This window comes from Chromatocurvus halotolerans, assembly GCF_004340525.1.
Taxonomy (GTDB): domain Bacteria; phylum Pseudomonadota; class Gammaproteobacteria; order Pseudomonadales; family Halieaceae; genus Chromatocurvus; species Chromatocurvus halotolerans.
Genome location: NZ_SLWX01000006.1, coordinates 173,776 through 190,781 on the forward strand (window position 1 = coordinate 173,776; position 17,006 = coordinate 190,781).

The following is a 17,006-nucleotide window of genomic DNA, read 5'->3' on the forward strand; positions in this document are numbered from 1 at the left end:
GTCGGCGATCAGAAACTGCAGCCGAGACACTGCATGTACAGATGCCGCGGATCGGCAAGTCCGGACATCGCGTCGCGCGCCACCCGCAACGGCACCAGGGCCTGTCGCACAGCGACAGGCAGCGCGGCGGTCGCGTCTGGCAACCCGGAGAGAATTCCGCCGAGCCCCACACGCTCACTCAGCTGCTGCAGCAGCTGCTGGCGCGGCGACATCTGCGCCCGGATATGGTCGACGCGATAGGTCGACACGCCGGCCAGTGCCGCTGCCGCCGACACGGCGTCCTCCAGCGATCCGATTTCATCGACCAGACCCACCTCCCGAGCTGCGGTTGCACTCCAGACGCGCCCCTGCGCCACTGCATCAACCTCGGCGATGCTCATGCCGCGGCTTTCCGACACCAGCGAGAGAAATTTCTGATAGATCTGCTCAACGGACTGCTGCAGTGCTTCCGCTGCCATGGGATTCAGCGGACGATCTATGCGCAGCGATCCCGCCGCCTCCGTGGTACCGACGCCGTCGGTATGAATACCGGCTCGGGAGAGCAGACGGTCAATCGTGGGAAACGCCGCAAAAACGCCGATGCTGCCGGTCAGGGTTGCCGGCGTTGCCCAGATCTGGTCCGCTGCCGTGGCGATAAAATAGGCGCCAGACGCCGCGACAGGTCCCATGGACACGACCACCGGCGTGCCCCTGGCGCGCACCTCGGCAAGCGCCGCACGAATCACCTCGGAGGCAAAGACGCTGCCGCCACCGCTGTTCATGCGCAGGACAATCGCCGCGACGTCGGGCGCCTCTGACGCCTCGATGAGCTGTGAAGACAGGCTCTCTGCGCCAATGGCACCCGGTTCCTGTTCGCCCGGCAGAATATTTCCCTGCGCAGTGACAACCGCAATACGCCTGCCATTCCCCGTGGAGGCGCCGCGCTTCGCCAGATAACGCTGGAAAGGAATCATGGTCGCCTCACCGGCGTCGTTCGACGCCCCGACGCGGCTGGCCAGGTAACTGTCCATTTCCCGACGTGACATCAGCTGATCAACCAGGCCCTCCGACAGCGCCAGCCTCGCCGGATCACCGCCGGCACCGGCCAGGCGCTGCGGATAGGCATTGATCTGCCGCTGCAGCGCGCCCGCGTCCAGGCCGCGCCGCGGCTCGATATGTCCGGTGTACTGGGCCCAGAGATCCTCCAGCCATGCACGGGTAATCTGCTTTTCGCCCTCCGACATGTCGTTGCGCATCAGGGGCTCGGCGATTGACTTGAACTCACCGGCGCGAAACACGTGGATATCCACGGCGAGTTTCTCGAAAGCCTCCTGGAAATAGTTCTGGTAACTGGCAAAACCCTGCAGGGCCACACCGCCGTAGGGGTGCAGCAGAATCTCGTCAGCCTCCGCAGCCAGCAGATATTGATCCTGGGTGAAGTAGTCTCCGACGGCAATGACCGGCTTGCCACTTGCGCGGAAGCGCGCAAGCGCCGGCGCCATCTCCTGCGCTCTGCTCAGTCCAAACTGCACCAGATTCTCCGTATCCATGACCAGCGCGGTGATCCGCTCATCGGTGGCCGCTGCGTCCACCGCGTCTATCATGTCCTGAAGCCGTGTCTCTGCCGTCGCCGGGGAAGGCTCACTGAGCAGGGACAGCGGCTCGATGCGTGTTTTCTCGTCGACCACCGTGCCGGCAGGATCGAGCAGCAGAGCCGCTTTCTTCGGCAGCGGCTCGGGTGATGTCCCGCTGAACAGCAGGTAAAGCAGCCCGATAGCCACAAGAAACAGCAGGTTCGACAGCGCCAGGCGCAGGAAGGTGATGCCGCGCCAGGTGCCGCGAAGGAGTCGTTTCAGAAAAGAGGGGCGGCGGGTCATGGTCATCCTTCAGGCGACGTGGCTGGCTGATTCCCCGCGCGCAGCTCGGGACCGCGGGCACGTACGTACATCATGGCAGCAATGAACAGCGCCACCACCGCAAGCATGCCGGTCTGTGCAAGGAGCGAGGCCGGTGCTGCGAACAGGTACTGGACGAGCGCAATGAAATAGAGCAGGCACATGAAACACAGCCAGATAAAGCTGCGCAGTCGGTCCCTGAGCATACCGGGCGCGAACATGAGCAACGGCAGCAGCTTGCCGCACCAGATGACCCAGGGCACTTCCCTCAGCCAGGCATCGGCGGTCTGCTGCAGGAACAGCAACAGCCAGGCACCCCACACCAGACCCCACAGCCAGGCGCTCGCGCCCTGTCTTGTCACACCAGCGCTCATGCGGTGCCACCCACGGCGCGGGAGGTGTCCAGGGCCAGAGACAGGCGCGCCACGCGGGCGCCCAGCGCCTTGCACAGACCCAGCTCGTCAGCGTCCAGTGCACGATCATTGCGGGGGCCTGCGTGATGACTGGCGCCGTAAGGCGTACCTCCACCGCGGGTGCGGGTGAGTCCCGGCTCGCCATAAGACAGGCCGGCCAGCAGCATACCGTGATGCAGCAACGGCAGCTGCATGCTGAGCAGCGTGCTCTCCTGTCCCCCGTGCAGGCTGGACGTGGAAGTGAACACACCCGCAGGTTTGTCTACCAGCGCGCCGCTAAGCCAGAGCTCGGAAGTGCCGTCGATAAAATACTTCATGGGCGCCGCCATATTGCCAAATCGTGTCGGGCTGCCAAGCACCAGACCGCTGCACTGCCGCAGATCATCAAGCTCACAGTACATCGGACCCGCGTCGGGGATGTCCGCTGCCACCTGCGCCGTTTCCGCAGACACGCCAGGGACCGTGCGCAGCCGCGCATCAATGCCGGCCACGCCCTGGACACCGCGGGCAACTTCCTCTGCCATCCGGGCTGTCGCACCTGAGGCCGAGTAGTACACTACCAGGACATAGGGTCTGCCTGGCGTCACGACAGCGGTGCCTGGACGCGTGCCGGGAATGCGCTGCTCACAGCGTGATCGCGGCAGCTTGCGACGGGATTGCGGGTTGGCATGATGACGATCATTCGACTCTCCATATTCCAGCGCCGCATTATAGCAAAGCGGCATGACTGACTGTGCCTGCGTCCCGACGCGCCGTGAATCGTGCAATAATCCGCTCATGATCAGCGTACCCGACAAGTGGCAGCCACTACTGCACCGGCTCGACTACTTCCTCCAGCGATACAAGGCGGATCGCTGCCAGGACACGGCGGCCGCACTGACCTACATGAGCCTGTTCGCACTGGTACCGCTGCTGACCGTGCTCTACACCATGGCCTCGGCGATACCCGCCTTCAAGGGCCTCGAGGGCAATATCCAGAACCTTCTGTTTGAGTACCTCATGCCGGAGGCCTCACGGGAAATGCAGGACTACCTGGACGACTTCTCCCGTCAGGCCAAGAACCTCACGGGCTTCGGGGTGGCTTTTCTCGGCGGCACCGCCATCCTGATGCTGCGCAACATTGAAAAGAGCTTCAACCGAATCTGGCGCACGCCGGAGAATCGCAGCCCGGTGTCCAGCTTTCTGCTGTACTGGGCCGTGCTGAGCCTGGCGCCGTTGACCATCGGGCTGGGCCTGGCCGTAAGCACCTATCTCGCGTCATTCGCCGACGTCCTGGAAAGCTTCGATATCATCGGCGTCGGTGGTCTGTTGCTGCAGCTGACGCCATTTTTCCTCAACGCCATTGGATTCACCCTCATTTACGCAGCCGTTCCCAATTGTCGCGTGCCGTTGAAACATGCGCTGATCGGTGGCACGACGGCAGCCATCGCTTTCAACGTGGCACGCAAGCTCTTCACCATGCTGGTGTCGGGCACGAGTTTCACCTTTATCTACGGCGCGTTTGCGGCAGTACCCCTGTTCCTGCTGTGGGTTTTTATTTCCTGGAATATTGTCCTCATCTGCGCGATCCTCGTGCACGGCCTGTCGGCCTACCAGTCGCGAGAGCAGGCAGCACGGCCCCTGGTAGTGAAGGCACTGGAGGCGCTGCACCTGCTGTGGCGTCGCCAGCAGGCCGGACAGACCCTGCGCGAATTCGACCTGATGCTCGACCGCGGCTGTAATATTGATAGCGACAGCTGGAGTACCCTGCGCCGTATCTTTCTGCAGCACAAACTCATCTCGCAGAATGATCGCGGGCACTACCTGCTGGCCCGTGACCTTCACAACATCAGCCTGTGGCAGGTTGTGCAGTGGGTCAGCGGCGAAAAACGGGTGCGCGATTATCCGGGCAACGCTGAGAGCGCCTGGGAGGAAAAGGCCATTGCCCTGCTCAGCGAACAGGAGCAGGCACGCAAAAAAGCCCTCGACATCAACCTGGTGGAGCTGTTTTCGGCATGACACTACGCAGCAACGTTCGCCGCCCGCTGGCGGCACTCTGGTTTCTTCTGATGACAATGGCTGGCTGTGACCCGTCGGCGGACGGCCCTCTGGCGCCGATCAGGGCGGCTCAGGGAGACTGGGTGGTGGTGAACTACTGGGCAGAATGGTGCAAACCCTGCATCAAGGAAGTGCCGGAACTGAATGAGCTGAACTCGCGCGATGATGTCACGGTGCTCGGCGTCAATTTCGATGGCGCCACGGGCGATGCGCTTGCGCAGCAGCTGAAAAAACTCGGTATCGACTTTGCCACGCTGCCGGAGGATCCCGCGCAAGCCCTCGGCACCGAGCGACCTGTGGTGCTGCCGACCACCCTGGTGTTCCATCCCGACGGCCAGCTGATACAGACCCTGGTCGGACCACAGACCCTGGATTCACTGCTCGAGGCAACGGTGCAGCGTTCCGCAAAATAGCGCACCGCGCACCCGGGTCGGGATTGCTCAGCCAAAAAAAAGCCGGCCTTGCGGCCGGCAGAGGAGGAGTCTCTTCCAGGGGGTCAATGGCCTGAACAGTGTCAATACATCGGCAGGCATTTACCGCCTGCGCAGTTGTGACCCGCGAATACGGCGATGGTTCCCCATGGCGGGCTTTTCCCTCAATCAGGGCAGCAGCACACTCGACCCGACCGTCGCTCGTGCCTCGAGCTCCCGATGTGCCCGCTGCACGTCAGCCAGCGGGTAACGCTGATTGACGGCAACGGCCAGGGTACCGTTTGCAACCCGCTGCAGTACGTCCCGCGCGGACGCCTGCATTTCTGCATCCGAGGCGACATAGCCCATCAGCGAAGGCCGTGTGATAAACAACGAACCCCTGACAGTCAGCTGCTGCAGGTCCAGCGGCGGCGGTGCGCCGGAGGCATTGCCGAAGCTGACCATCAGGCCCCGGGGCTGCAGGCAATCGAGCGAGGCATCAAAGGTTGCCGCGCCAACGCCGTCGTACACCACGGGAACACCCACCCCACCGGTAATCTCACGCACCCGGGCCGCAACATCCTCCTCCCGGTAGTTGATCACGTGGGCGTAGCCGCAGCGTCGCGCCACCTCGGCTTTCTCCGCCGAGCCCACCGTGCCGATGACCTGCACGCCCAGAGCCTGCGCCCAGCGACCGAACAACTGCCCGACACCGCCAGCCGCCGCGTGAAAGACGCAGTGCTCTCCCGCGCTCAAACGGTAAGTGCGCTGCAGCAGGTACTCAACCGTGCAGCCCTTGAGCAGTACCGCCGCAGCCATCTCGTCACTGATGCTGTCCGGGAGCACCACCAGCCTGGCCGCCGGCAGGTTGATCGCCTCGCTGTAGGCGCCGATGCCGGCGGCACAGTAGGCAACTCGGGTTCCGGGTACGAGCGCAACGCCATCACCCGCGGCTTCCACCACCCCGGCGGCCTCGAGACCGAGACCGCTGGGCAATGGCAGTGGATACAGGCCCGAGCGATGGTAGGTATCGATGTAGTTGAGGCCGACCGCCCTGTTACGCACCCGGACCATGCCCGGACCCGGCGCCGACAATTCCGTCTCGCGAAGCTGCATCACCTCCGGACCACCGGTCTGTGCGATCTCGATACGCTGAACCATGGGACTACTCCGTCGCCGAATGCTGCTCGAACCAGGCCAGAATGGCCGCCACCTTGGCCGCCATCTGGCTGGGCCGCTTGGTGATGCTGTGGTAAGCACCCGGTATCCGAACCATCGCCGTGTCGATCCCGCGCAGCTTCAGTGCCTGATAATACTGCTCCGTCTCGCTGATGGGTGTGCGCAGATCCGCCTCACCGGTCAGCAGCATGGTTGGCGTGCTGACGTTGCCGACCAGGGACAGCGGCGAGCGCGCCCAGTAACCCTCGGGGTCCTCCCAGGGCAGGGCCGGGAACCAGTAGCGGGTGAAGTACGGTGAATTGTCGGCGGTCAGCACGAAACTGGCCCAGTTGATCACCGGCTTGGCCACCACCGCGGCGCGAAAACGGTCGGTCTTGCCGACAATCCAGGCCGTCAGAACACCGCCGCCACTGCCACCCGTGACAAACAGCGCGTCCGTATCGACATACCCTTCGTCGATGACCGCGTCTACTGCCGAGATCAGATCGTCGTAATCCTTGCCAGGATAGGCATGGTGTATGAGGTTGCCGAAGCGTTCGCCGTAGCTGGTACTGCCGCGGGGATTCACATAGAGCACCACGTAACCGGCGGCCGCATACAGCTGAATCTCGGTCGAGAAACGATCGCCGTAATTAGTGAATGGTCCCCCGTGAATCTCCAGGATAAGCGGATATTTCCGGCCCGGGTCAAAGCCCGGCGGCAGGGCGACCCAGGCCTGGATCTCCTCGCCGTCAGCCGATGAGGTGATCCAGCGCTCCTCGACGCGCGCCAGCTCACGATGTGCCAGAAAGTTCTCGTTCAGGGCTGTCAGTCGGGCGGGAGCGTCGTGCCCCGGCCGGCCCGCGGCAATATCCGCGGGGCGCGATGTGTCGCCTGCCGTATAGGCAAAGACATCACCGCCACCCACGGCGAAGGCCGAACCCGCATACGGGCGCCCCAGCGATGTCCCGCCGAGACCCTCCGCAAGACGCACCAGGCGACCTTCCAGGTCGGTCATGGCAAGGACAGTGTCACCCTTGTCGTCAAAGCTGAAAAACAGGTGTTCGCTGCCTTCGGACCAAAGGGGGTGACGCCACATCGCGGTCAAGGTCAGCCTGCAGCTCACGCCTGCCGGAGCCGTCCGTGCGCATGACGTAAAGCCGCTGGCGGTGGTAGCCCTTGCCGGCGTCGTCCCATCCGGTATAGGCGAGATAGCGCCCGTCAGGCGAGACCACCGGACCGCTGTCCGGGCCCTGCCGATCGGTCAGACGGGTCAGTTGGTCCGTGGTGAGGTCAATACGGAACAGGTCGGTGTTCACCGGGTTCAGTTCGGCGTCGTCGCCGCGATTTGCCGAGATAAACAGTGCGTCCCCAGCCGCAGACCAGGCGATGCCACCACTGTGATCGAAGTTACCCGAGGTCACCTGCCGCGGGCTGCCGCCACTGGCCGGCATGACGAACACATGCTGGAATCCGTGTTTGCGATAGCCCTTGCCGTCGCTGCGATAGACCGCGCGGTCAATGACTATCGGCGGTGGTGCCCATTCCGCGCCCTCCGGGGCTGACGGCAACACCCCCATTACGGGCGCCTTTTCCGCAACCCGCATGGTGAAAGCCAGCTGCTGGCCATCCGGCGACCAGGTCAACTGACCGGGCGCGTTGGCAAGCCGGGTCAGCTGCGCCGTATAGCCCTGCTGCAGCCAGTGCACGAAGATCTGTGATCCGGTGTCATCCCTGGCGACAAAGGCAACCCGGGTGTCATCCGGTGACAGGGCCGCGTGGGATACGCTCATCGCACCGCTGGTAAGTGGCCGGTGGTCATTGCCGTCGCGTCTGACCAGCCACAGGTTTTTCCGCTCGCGATCCTGCATGATGTCCATGGAATGCCGCGTATACACGATGAAATCACCGCTGGCGCTGACCAGCGGCGCCCCCGCGTAACGCAGCTGGAAAACATCCTCCAGCGCCAGCGGGGCCTTCTCCTGCCCCAGTGCGGCCTGGGACACCAGCAGTATCGAGACCGCACCGGTGAACAGCGACCGCCAAAGCCGTAGTGTCTGTTTCATGAGACATCCTTCTCTGGTGGAAACGGTAATCTGCCGGAGGCACACATCGCGACGGGAAACCGCGCGGTCATGCGCTACACTGGCGCCATATTGATGTTCGACTCTGGAGTATACCCGATGACCAATCCCCTGCTCGCGCCTGCCGAGCTGCCCCGATTCAGCGCTATCGAAGCGTCACACGCAGAACCTGCCATCCGAGAACTGATCGATCGCAACAAGACGGCAATCGAGGCACTGCTAGCGTCACACCAGCCCGCCACATGGGAAACCGTTCTGCAGCCGATTGAAGCGCTTGAGGATGAACTCGCGCGCGTCTGGGCGCCGGTCAGCCATCTCAATGCCGTGGTCAACAGCGAGGAACTGCGCGCTGCCTACAACGCCTGCCTGCCGCTATTGTCCGCATACAACACCTGGCTCGGTCAGCACGAAGGGCTTTTCGGGGCGTACCGGGAGGTTTTCGACAGCGCGTCATTCGCGTCGCTTTCGCCGGCACAGCAGCGCAGCGTGGAGATTGCCCTGCGCGATTTCCGCCTTGCCGGGGTGGCCCTGGCACCGGAGAAAAAGCGCGACTATGCCGAGCTTCGCCAGCGCCTGTCGCGCCTGGGCGCCCGCTTCAGCGAGAACGTGCTCGACGCGACCGACGCCTGGTCGAAAGCGGTGACCGAGAAAGAGCTGTCCGGCCTGCCTGCCTCGTCGCTGGACAGTGCCCGGGACGCCGCCGCGGCCAGAGGCAAGGATGGCCTGCTCCTGACGCTGGACATGCCAATGTACCTGGCGGTCATGACCTACGGCGATGACTCTTCACTGCGCCGGGAAATGTACACCGCTTTTGCCACGCGCGCCTCCGAGCAGGGTCCTGATGCGGACCGCTGGGACAACAGCGCCATTATCCGCGAGACGCTAGACTGCCGGCTTGCACTGGCGCGACTTCTCGGTTTCGACAATTACGCAGAGCTCTCTCTTGCCACCAAGATGGCCCGGGACGTCGATGAAGTGGTGCGCTTCCTCACCGACATGGCGGACAGAGCCAAGCCCCGCGCCAAGCAGGAATGGCAGGAACTGGCGGACTTTGCCAAGGCGCGACTCGGGTTCGAACAGCTCGAGGCCTGGGACGTTGCATATTGCAGCGAAAAGCTTCGCCAGCACCGCTTCGCCGTCTCGCAGGAAGAAATACGCCCCTACCTGCCGGTCCCCAGGGTTCTTTGCGGCCTGTTCACTCTGGTCAATCGGCTGTATGGGGTTGAGGTGGTGGAGATTCCTGAGGTGGACAGCTACCACCCCGACGTCCAGCTGTTTGAGATCCGACGCGATGGCGCGGCGGTGGCGCGATTCTACCTCGATCTCTACGCCCGCAGCGGCAAGCGCGGGGGCGCCTGGATGGGCAATTACAGCACTCGACGAACCCTCGCCGGCGACGGCCTTCAGCTGCCGGTAGCGTGGCTGGTGTGCAACTTCTCTGCCCCCTCTGGCGGCTCTCCCTCGCTGCTCACCCACGACGAGTTGACCACGCTGTTCCACGAGTTCGGGCACGGTCTGCACCACATGCTCACAGCACAGACTGTCGCCTCGGTATCGGGCATCAATGGCGTTGAATGGGATGCGGTGGAACTGCCCAGCCAGTTCCTCGAGAACTGGTGCTGGGAGGCAGAAGCGCTCGGCTTCATTTCAGGTCACGTCGAGACGGGCGAGCCGCTGCCGGCGGCGCTGCTGGACAAACTGCTGGCGGCGCGGACCTTCCAGGCGGCCATGCAGACCGTGCGGCAGCTTGAGTTCTCCCTGTTCGACTTCCGGCTGCATCTGGAATGGGGCAGGCAGGACTTCGACTCCGTGCAAGCCCTGCTGGATGCCGTGCGCGAGGATGTGGCGGTGCTGCAGCCGCCTACCTGGAACCGCTTCCAGAACAGCTTCAGCCACATTTTCGCCGGCGGCTACGCAGCCGGCTATTACAGCTACAAGTGGGCCGAAGTGCTGTCAGCTGACGCCTATAGCCGTTTCGAGGAGGAGGGAATCTTCAATGCGGCGACCGGCGCGGATTTCCTGCGCGAAGTGCTGGAGGCTGGCGGGTCCCGCGATGCACTGGCAACGTTCCGGGCCTTTCGCGGGCGCGACCCGGACATCCGCGCACTGTTGCGTCACAGTGGCATTGCCGCGTGAGACACCCAGGCAGCCTTGCAGGTGACCGGAGGCTTATCCGGCTGTCCAGGTGGTACAGCCCTTCTGCCCCGGACCGGAGGCGACACAGATCTGCACTTCCCGCAGATCCTCACCCCGGGAATCGGCAATAACGCGCGCCAGCAGGTAGCGTGAGAACTCCTCGACCGTGGCATTGACAATGGGAAGCACGAGGGTATCGCTCTTGAGGAAATGCAGGGTGTCATTGGCAAAAGCCACCCGGTAGTGCGTGCCCCCGTCCTCGAGTGTCTGGTGGGGAGAATGTTCGGGCAGAATCATGTATTCGTCGAGTTCGTCACACAGACGCTTTATGCGGTTTTTATACACGTTGTAATCCGCCGCGAACCCGTTGTTCCCCATGGGTGCCACAATTTTCGCCGACACCGAGTAGTTGTGGCCATGCAGTCGTTCGCGCTCGGTGGCCGAGAAAATGGTGTAATGGGCGGCGGAGAACTTGTGACTCTCCTTGTCGATATAGAGCGTTGCAAGTTGCGGTTCCTGATTATTCAACGGGCCTTCCTCGCGCAATGCGCATGCGTGCTGTGCGGTCAGATCTGCATACGCGAACCGCATCGGCAATGGTTCACACCCAGGGCAATCCGGCCGGCCAGTCGCGGAGTATAAACTGGTCGCACACAACGTTAGCATAGGCTGCCATTCTGCAGCCCCCGTCAGACAGGATACATCAATGCCCATTGCCATCATCACAGGGGCCAGCGCCGGTATCGGCCACGCCGCTGCCGAGCTGTTCCGCGACGCCGGTTACTCGGTCTACAATCTGTCGCGTCGACCCTGCCTCCTGACCGGCGTTGAGAACCTGCGCTGCGATCTTCGGGACCGGGGCAGCGTGGAGGCGGCGATGTCGGTTCTGCTGCCGGCGGTCGAGCAATCCGACACGGTCGCCCTCGTCCACAATGCCAGCCAGATGCTCAAGGATTCCGCACTGGATTGCAGCGATGAGGCCCTGGCCGGCGTGCTGGGCGTCAACGTCATTGGCATCAACACGCTCAACCAGCGGCTGCTGCCCGTGATGCCTGCGTCGTCCAGCGTGATCTATGTGGGTTCGACACTGTCCGAAAAGGCGGTTGCCGGGGCGTTCAGCTATGTCGTTTCAAAGCACGCGCAACTCGGCATGATGCGCGCAACCTGCCAGGATCTGATGGGCAAGGGCGTGCACACGGCGCTGGTATGTCCGGGCTTTACTGATACCGAGATGCTGCGCACCCACCTGGGCAATGATGAAGATACCCTCCGGGCCATTGGCGGCAGCAACAGTTTTGGTCGTCTCGTGGCGCCGGAGGAAATCGCCGAGCTGATCATCTGGGCGCATGAACACCCGGTAATCAACGGCACTGTCATACATGCCAACCTCGGCCAGCGGGAAAGCTGAGCGCATGAAGGCAAGCGTGCTGCAGGAGCGCCGGGAGCGGGTTTTCCTGGTACTTGCCGGAACCTTTCTCTGCGCGATGACGCTGCTCAACGTGATTGGCATCACGCGTTTTGTTCAGCTCGGGCCCATGGCTCTCGCCGTGGGCGTGCTTCCCTATCCCCTGACGTTCCTGTGTACCGACCTGGTGTGCGAACTGTATGGCCGGGCCCGCGCGAACTTCCTGGTCAGCGTCGGCCTGGGGATGAATTTCTTCATTCTCGGCGTGCTGATCCTGGGCAACAGCCTGCCCTCGGTGGGTCCCGACGCCATGCCGCCCTGGCAGGTGCTGCAGCTGGCGGCGCCGATAGCCCTGCCCAACGGCGACATCGTCGAATCCAGTGTGGGGCTGTATCAGCTGATCTACGCCACGACCTCGGGCGCCGTGTTCGCCTCCATGCTCGCCTATGTCGCGGCCCAGTACTGCGATGTGCAGCTGTTTCATTTCTGGAAGCGGGTGACACGCGGCAAGCACCTTTGGATACGCAACAATTTCAGCACGCTGATGAGCCAGATGGTGGACTCGGTGATGGTGGTGACGGTGACCTTTGGCGCCGCCTTCCTGCGTGGAGACATCGCGCTGACGGCGCTTCTCGTTCTGGTAGGCAGCAACTATGTGTTCAAGGCCTGTGTGGCGCTTCTCGATACCGGCCCGCTGTACATTGCCGTGCATTATCTGCGGCGCTACCTGCGGCTTCAGCCCGGCGAAATGGCGGCAGCGCACGCGGATAACGAAGTCTATGGAACCTGACTTCCCTGCCAGCCCATGACCTGGCGCACAAAGGGAATGGATAGCGCGCGCTGGTAAGTGAGCGACGCGCGGTCGAGCTCTTCCAGTACCGCCATCAGGTCTCCCAGTGACCGACCGGCGCGGTGTCCGATGTAACGGGCCACCTCGACCGGCATCGCGAGGCCACGCCGGCGCGCCCGCGCGATCAGTATTGCCTGTCTTTCCTCGTCGTCGGGCGAGGGCACACTGTAAACCAGCATCGAAGCCAACCGGGAGCGCAGATCCGGCATGGCGATGGCAAGGGCGGAAGGGGGAGCATCAGCCGCGACCACCAGGCGCGCGCCTGCCGACTGCACCGCGTTATACAGGTTGAACAGCGCCCGCTCCCACTCGCCGTCCCCGGCGACCACCTGCAGATCGTCAATACAGATCAGCGCCGAGTGCTCAACGCCATCGAGAAGACCCGTCGGCGCCATATCCGATAGTGCGGCCAGCGGCAGGTAAAGGGCCACACCGTCGCAGGCATGACAGGCTGCCTGCAGAAGATGGGATTTGCCGCCATCACCGGGACCATGGATGAACAAAAGTCGCTCGACAGCGCCGCTTACGGCCAGACAGACCGCCCGCACCCGGGAATTGACCACATAGTTGTCGAAGGTCGCGTCATCGCGGGGACGGATGTTCAGGGGTAGCTGGCTCCCCAAGGCAGTGGCCACGATCAGCCCCCGTAGAGATTACTGGCGCGGTAGTGGGAAATGGCGTGCCTGACGAAGACCATGACGACCGCCGCTACCGGCAACGCGACCAGGACGCCCAGAAACCCCGCCAGCTGGCCCCCGGCCATCAATGCAAAGATTACGGCTACCGGGTGCAGCCCAATGCGATCGCCCACCAGAACCGGCGTGAGAAAAAGACTTTCCACCAGCTGTCCGACACCGAACACCAGCAGCACCCAGAGCAGGATGGAAAACTCCTGGAACTGCACGTAGGCCACGATCATGGATGCGGTAATACCGACGACAAAACCGAGGTAGGGTACGATGCTCGCCAGGCCCGCAAGCAGGCCCAGCAGCAGCGCCGCCTGCACGCCGACAATCCACAGCCCGCTGCTGTAAAGCACACCGAGTGCACACATGACAACGAACTGGCCGCGCAGAAAGGCGCCGAGAACTTCATCCGCCTGCGCTGCCAGAGTGCGGGTGCCGGACTGCCAGGCCTTCGGCAGCAGCTCAAGCAGCTTGCGTACCATGTTGTCCCAGTCCCGCATGAAATAGAACGCCACCACCGGCACCAGCACAATGTTGGCAAGCCACAGCAGCATGCCCAGTCCGGATCCCGTGATCTGCCCCACTGCCTTCGCCGATGCCTTGCCCAAAGACTGCCAGTTTTCAAGCAGCTGGCCCGACCAGTCGATCTCGGGAAGACGCGAGGAAGGTATGCTTACCCTCGACTGCATCCACGGCAGCGCGCTATCGCGCAGCCAGGCGTAGAATGCGGGAATCTTCTGGATGAGGATATCCAGCTGCTGCAGAAGCATCGGCATGGCGAACAGCGTTGCGACCAGCAGCAGCAGACCAAAGGCGAGGAAAACCAGAACCACGCCAAGGGTGCGGCTGCCGCCGCGGGCCTCTACCCGGTCGACCAGCGGGTCACCGAGATAGCCGATCACCGCGCCGAGAACGAACGGCAGCAGGATAGGCTGCAGCAGATAGAAAAACAGACAGGCAACGGCAAACACCGCGAGAACCAGCGGCCATCGCTTGATCGGGATGTCAACAACCGGCTCGTCTAGTTCTGCCATACGTACACCAGGTTGGCACCGTCGCCGCCGCGATTGTCCGGGACAAGGCGGCTGTTGAGCTCGATCAGGGGTCGCAGACTCTGAAGATCGGTCTGCGCGACCAGGCGCAGGGTGAGACGGTCACCCCGCAACCACTCCACGTTCGCGTATTCGACCAGTTCAAGACTCTCCAGCCAGCTGACAATCGCGGCGTAATCCGAATAGTTGCTGACACCGCTGACCTCCACTCGCGCACCGGAGTTACTGCCGGCAACAGACGAAGTCAGCGCGAAGCGGCCCGCAACAACTCCGGCAACCAGGTCAACGCCCGCCTCCAGAAACGCATCCGCAGACCCGGCATTGACCGGCCGATCGGCGCGGCTGCGCCCGTCGTAAAGCAGCCAGTCGCCCAGCCAGCGGTCACCGGACAACGCCGCAACGCGTCCGATCAGAATCTGTTCGGCGGGGTATCGGGCGGACGCCTGCATGATCTCGGCGAGACCCTGCCGCCAGACATCGCCCGGCGACAGGGCAACCACATCATCCAGATCCAGAATCGGCATGACCAGCGGCAGACCCCGGCGCTCAAACGCCCGCTGCATACTGGCGACCACATCCGGGTAGCTTTCGGCATCGACCAGCTGACGCCCGCCTGGCCCGTCGACAACCATCCAGACCAGCACCTGCGGCCGATTCGCGGTCCACAGCGGCGCGCCGGCCTCTATGACGAGGCCACGGACTGTCTCGCTGCTGAACCTGAGCTCGATCTCGAGATCGCGGCCATCGCCCGAGGATTGATAGGAAAACTGCTGCAGCAGGTCCCGTGCGTCGCGCACGGCGCGATCGAGCACCGGCAGTGAAAGTACCTCGCGGCTGCCGGTAATTTTCACCAGCACCTCGGAAAGGCCGTCGCGCGCCGCAGCGTCCAGAGACGCCTGGCTGCGATCCTGCACGCTGACCCGCGCGCTGTACAGGTCATCAACCACGCGAGCGGCTGCCGGGTGCGCCAGCAAGACACACAACAGGCCCAGCGTGATCCTACGTGCAAGGCACCTGAAAACGGATACAATCATGCGGCCAAGTGTAACAGCGCGAGCCGCAGGCGGAGAGCATAAATAGTACCGTCGCGGCTTTACTGGAAATAACGTGGCAGTACACTACGCGCCTCAATCCAGCGCCAGACAGGGAGAAGCATGAGCGGTGATCGCGGCAAGACCGGGCTTAGCTACCGGGACGCCGGCGTCGATATCGATGCCGGCAACGCACTCGTAGAGCGCGTCAAGGATACCGCCCGGCGCACTCGACGCCCCGAGGTCATGGGCAGCCTGGGCGGTTTCGGTGCCCTCTGTGAGATCCCGGCCGGCTATCGTCAGCCGGTGCTGGTGTCGGGTACGGATGGCGTCGGCACCAAGCTGAAACTGGCAATGCAGCTGGGAAAACATGACACGATCGGCATAGATCTCGTTGCCATGTGCGTCAATGATCTCGTGGTCGCAGGTGCTGAACCCCTGTTCTTCCTGGACTACTACGCCACCGGGGCGCTCGACGTTGACGTTGCGGCCCGCGTCATTGATGGCATCGGACGCGGCTGTGAACTGGCGGGCTGCGCACTGGTAGGTGGAGAGACGGCAGAGATGCCCGGCATGTATCACGGCAGCGACTATGACCTCGCCGGCTTCTGCGTTGGCGTGGTGGAAAAAAGCGAGATCATCGACGGCAGCGCGGTACAGCCCGGCGATGTTCTCGTAGGCATCGGCAGCAGCGGCCCGCACTCCAATGGTTACTCGCTGATCCGCAAGGTCATCGAGGTCAGCGGCGTCGACCTGCAGCAGCAACTCGACGACAGGACGCTGGGAGAAGCGCTGATGGCACCCACGGAAATCTATGTGAAGCCGCTGCTGGCGCTGATACGCGAGGGTGGCGTCCACGCCCTGTCACACATTACGGGCGGCGGGCTGCTCGAGAACATTCCGCGCGTCCTGCCCGAGGGCTGCGCGGCAGACATTGAAGTCAGCTCATGGCAGTGGCCGCCGGTATTCGAGTGGCTGCAGCGCGAGGGAGGGATTGCCACTGAGGAGATGTACCGGACCTTCAACTGTGGCGTCGGCATGGTGGTCTGCATGTCGCCCGACACCTGGCAAGCAGGGATTGACAGTCTGCAGCAGAAGCAATTGAAAGCCTGGAAGCTGGGGACGATCAGTCGCGGCGAGCGTCGCGTCAACCTCAGGGAGTGATGGGCGCTGCCGACAGCCTGTCGCGGCTGGCGATCCTTGCCTCCGGCAACGGCTCCAACATGCAGGCCATTGCCGATGCCTGCAGCGACGGCACCATTCCCGCCCGTATCACCGTCATCGGCAGCAACCGGCCCGGAGCCGGCGTTCTCGAGCGCGCCCGTCGCGCGGGCATTCCACAGGTCGTCGTGGATCATCGCGACTACGCCACCCGCGACGCCTTTGACCGCGCCATGCTGGCCGAACTCGAACCGCATGCGCCGGACCTGGTGGTTCTCGCCGGTTTCATGCGCATACTGACGCCGCTGTTCATCGCGTCTTTCCGTGGCCGCCTGTTGAACATTCACCCATCCCTGTTGCCGAAGTATCCTGGCCTGAAGACTCACGCGAGAGCGTTGGCAGCCGGAGACCGCGAACACGGCGCGACGGTTCACTTTGTCACAGACGAACTGGACGGCGGGCCCCCTGTTCTTCAGGCAAGAGTACCAATAATACCTGACGATAACGCCGACACACTGGCCGCAAGGGTTCTCGAACTTGAGCACCGCATCTATCCCCAAGCCATTTCATGGTGGGTGAAAGGACGGCTGCGGCTGACAGCAGGAGAGGTGACACTGGATGGAAAAACGATGCCCGCAACCGGGATACCGTACACCCCGGGCAAAACATGAGGTCACGGGGCGTCGCGCTGCCTGGCATTCGCTGCGGC

The 17,006-nt window shown here is 63.2% G+C and carries 17 protein-coding genes; 7 read left to right on the forward strand and 10 right to left on the reverse strand.

The genetic code is table 11. The features are described 5' to 3' along the window. Positions 1-8: 8 nt before the first annotated feature. Genes sppA through wrbA form a run of 3 tightly spaced genes read right to left on the reverse strand, consistent with a single transcriptional unit; the run spans position 9 to position 2,874 of the window. The gene (gene sppA / locus EV688_RS09170) at positions 9-1,856 is read right to left on the reverse strand and encodes a signal peptide peptidase SppA (protein ID WP_117315871.1); all 1,848 of its coding nucleotides are present in this window, start codon (positions 1,854-1,856) and stop codon (positions 9-11) included. 2 nt (positions 1,857-1,858) lie between these two features. Next, positions 1,859-2,236, reverse strand: a complete 378-nt coding sequence (locus EV688_RS09175; protein WP_205686543.1) for a DUF2069 domain-containing protein — start codon at positions 2,234-2,236, stop codon at positions 1,859-1,861. An 8-nt stretch (positions 2,237-2,244) separates the two neighbouring features. Further along, positions 2,245-2,874: an NAD(P)H:quinone oxidoreductase gene (gene wrbA, locus EV688_RS09180; protein ID WP_276309857.1), complete on the reverse strand. Its 630-nt coding sequence runs from the start codon at positions 2,872-2,874 to the stop codon at positions 2,245-2,247. A 190-nt stretch (positions 2,875-3,064) separates the two neighbouring features. Between wrbA and EV688_RS09185 the strand changes: the two genes are divergently transcribed. Then, positions 3,065-4,285, forward strand: a complete 1,221-nt coding sequence (locus tag EV688_RS09185) for a YihY family inner membrane protein (RefSeq protein WP_117316123.1) — start codon at positions 3,065-3,067, stop codon at positions 4,283-4,285. Continuing rightward, positions 4,282-4,737 carry a TlpA family protein disulfide reductase gene (locus EV688_RS09190; RefSeq protein ID WP_240624269.1) on the forward strand — a complete coding sequence of 152 codons (456 nt, stop codon included), beginning with the start codon at positions 4,282-4,284 and terminating at the stop codon, positions 4,735-4,737. Before EV688_RS09185 ends, EV688_RS09190 begins: the two co-directional genes overlap by 4 nt. 186 nt (positions 4,738-4,923) lie before the next feature. Here EV688_RS09190 and EV688_RS09195 read toward each other — a convergent pair whose 3' ends face one another. Genes EV688_RS09195 through EV688_RS17705 form a run of 3 tightly spaced genes read right to left on the reverse strand, consistent with a single transcriptional unit; the run spans position 4,924 to position 7,958 of the window. Continuing rightward, positions 4,924-5,895, reverse strand: coding sequence for a quinone oxidoreductase family protein (locus EV688_RS09195; protein WP_117315865.1), 972 nt, complete (start codon positions 5,893-5,895; stop codon positions 4,924-4,926). A 4-nt stretch (positions 5,896-5,899) separates the two neighbouring features. Further along, positions 5,900-6,991 carry an alpha/beta hydrolase family protein gene (locus tag EV688_RS17700; RefSeq protein ID WP_240624268.1) on the reverse strand — a complete coding sequence of 364 codons (1,092 nt, stop codon included), beginning with the start codon at positions 6,989-6,991 and terminating at the stop codon, positions 5,900-5,902. Then, a complete protein-coding gene (locus EV688_RS17705; protein ID WP_240624267.1) occupies positions 6,936-7,958 on the reverse strand; it encodes a TolB family protein in 1,023 nt (340 codons plus the stop codon). Before EV688_RS17705 ends, EV688_RS17700 begins: the two co-directional genes overlap by 56 nt. Positions 7,959-8,075: 117 nt before the next feature. On the opposite strand from EV688_RS17705, the gene prlC reads away from it, so the two are divergent. Next, on the forward strand, positions 8,076-10,112 hold the full coding sequence (prlC, locus tag EV688_RS09205; RefSeq protein ID WP_117315864.1) for an oligopeptidase A: 2,037 nt from the start codon (positions 8,076-8,078) through the stop codon (positions 10,110-10,112). A 33-nt stretch (positions 10,113-10,145) separates the two neighbouring features. Here the strand turns inward: prlC and EV688_RS09210 are convergent, their stop codons facing one another. Then, a complete protein-coding gene (locus EV688_RS09210) occupies positions 10,146-10,640 on the reverse strand; it encodes a 6-pyruvoyl trahydropterin synthase family protein (RefSeq protein WP_240624266.1) in 495 nt (164 codons plus the stop codon). Positions 10,641-10,818: 178 nt separating this feature from the next. Between EV688_RS09210 and EV688_RS09215 the strand changes: the two genes are divergently transcribed. Together EV688_RS09215 and EV688_RS09220 are read left to right on the forward strand one after the other, a co-directional pair. Beyond that, on the forward strand, positions 10,819-11,520 hold the full coding sequence (locus EV688_RS09215; RefSeq protein ID WP_117315860.1) for an SDR family oxidoreductase: 702 nt from the start codon (positions 10,819-10,821) through the stop codon (positions 11,518-11,520). A gap of 4 nt (positions 11,521-11,524) precedes the next feature. Further along, a complete protein-coding gene (locus tag EV688_RS09220) occupies positions 11,525-12,307 on the forward strand; it encodes a queuosine precursor transporter (RefSeq protein WP_117315858.1) in 783 nt (260 codons plus the stop codon). Here the strand turns inward: EV688_RS09220 and hda are convergent. From hda to EV688_RS09235, 3 genes are read right to left on the reverse strand one after another with little or no spacing between them, the layout of a single operon-like run. Continuing rightward, entirely contained in the window at positions 12,295-13,002 is a 708-nt protein-coding gene (hda, locus tag EV688_RS09225) for a DnaA regulatory inactivator Hda (protein WP_240624265.1), read from the reverse strand. The genes EV688_RS09220 and hda overlap by 13 nt on opposite strands. A 2-nt stretch (positions 13,003-13,004) precedes the next feature. Then, positions 13,005-14,087: an AI-2E family transporter gene (locus tag EV688_RS09230; RefSeq protein ID WP_117315854.1), complete on the reverse strand. Its 1,083-nt coding sequence runs from the start codon at positions 14,085-14,087 to the stop codon at positions 13,005-13,007. Further along, positions 14,075-15,052 (reverse strand): DUF2066 domain-containing protein, encoded by a 978-nt coding sequence (locus EV688_RS09235; RefSeq protein ID WP_162883830.1) that lies wholly within the window; start codon positions 15,050-15,052, stop codon positions 14,075-14,077. Before EV688_RS09235 ends, EV688_RS09230 begins: the two co-directional genes overlap by 13 nt. Positions 15,053-15,259: 207 nt before the next feature. On the opposite strand from EV688_RS09235, the gene purM reads away from it, so the two are divergent. Together purM and purN are read left to right on the forward strand one after the other, a co-directional pair. Beyond that, a complete protein-coding gene (purM, locus tag EV688_RS09240) occupies positions 15,260-16,300 on the forward strand; it encodes a phosphoribosylformylglycinamidine cyclo-ligase (RefSeq protein ID WP_117315850.1) in 1,041 nt (346 codons plus the stop codon). Beyond that, positions 16,300-16,968 (forward strand): phosphoribosylglycinamide formyltransferase, encoded by a 669-nt coding sequence (gene purN, locus EV688_RS09245; protein WP_117315848.1) that lies wholly within the window; start codon positions 16,300-16,302, stop codon positions 16,966-16,968. The genes purM and purN overlap by 1 nt, the downstream gene beginning before the upstream one ends. The last annotated feature ends 38 nt before the right edge of the window (positions 16,969-17,006 follow it).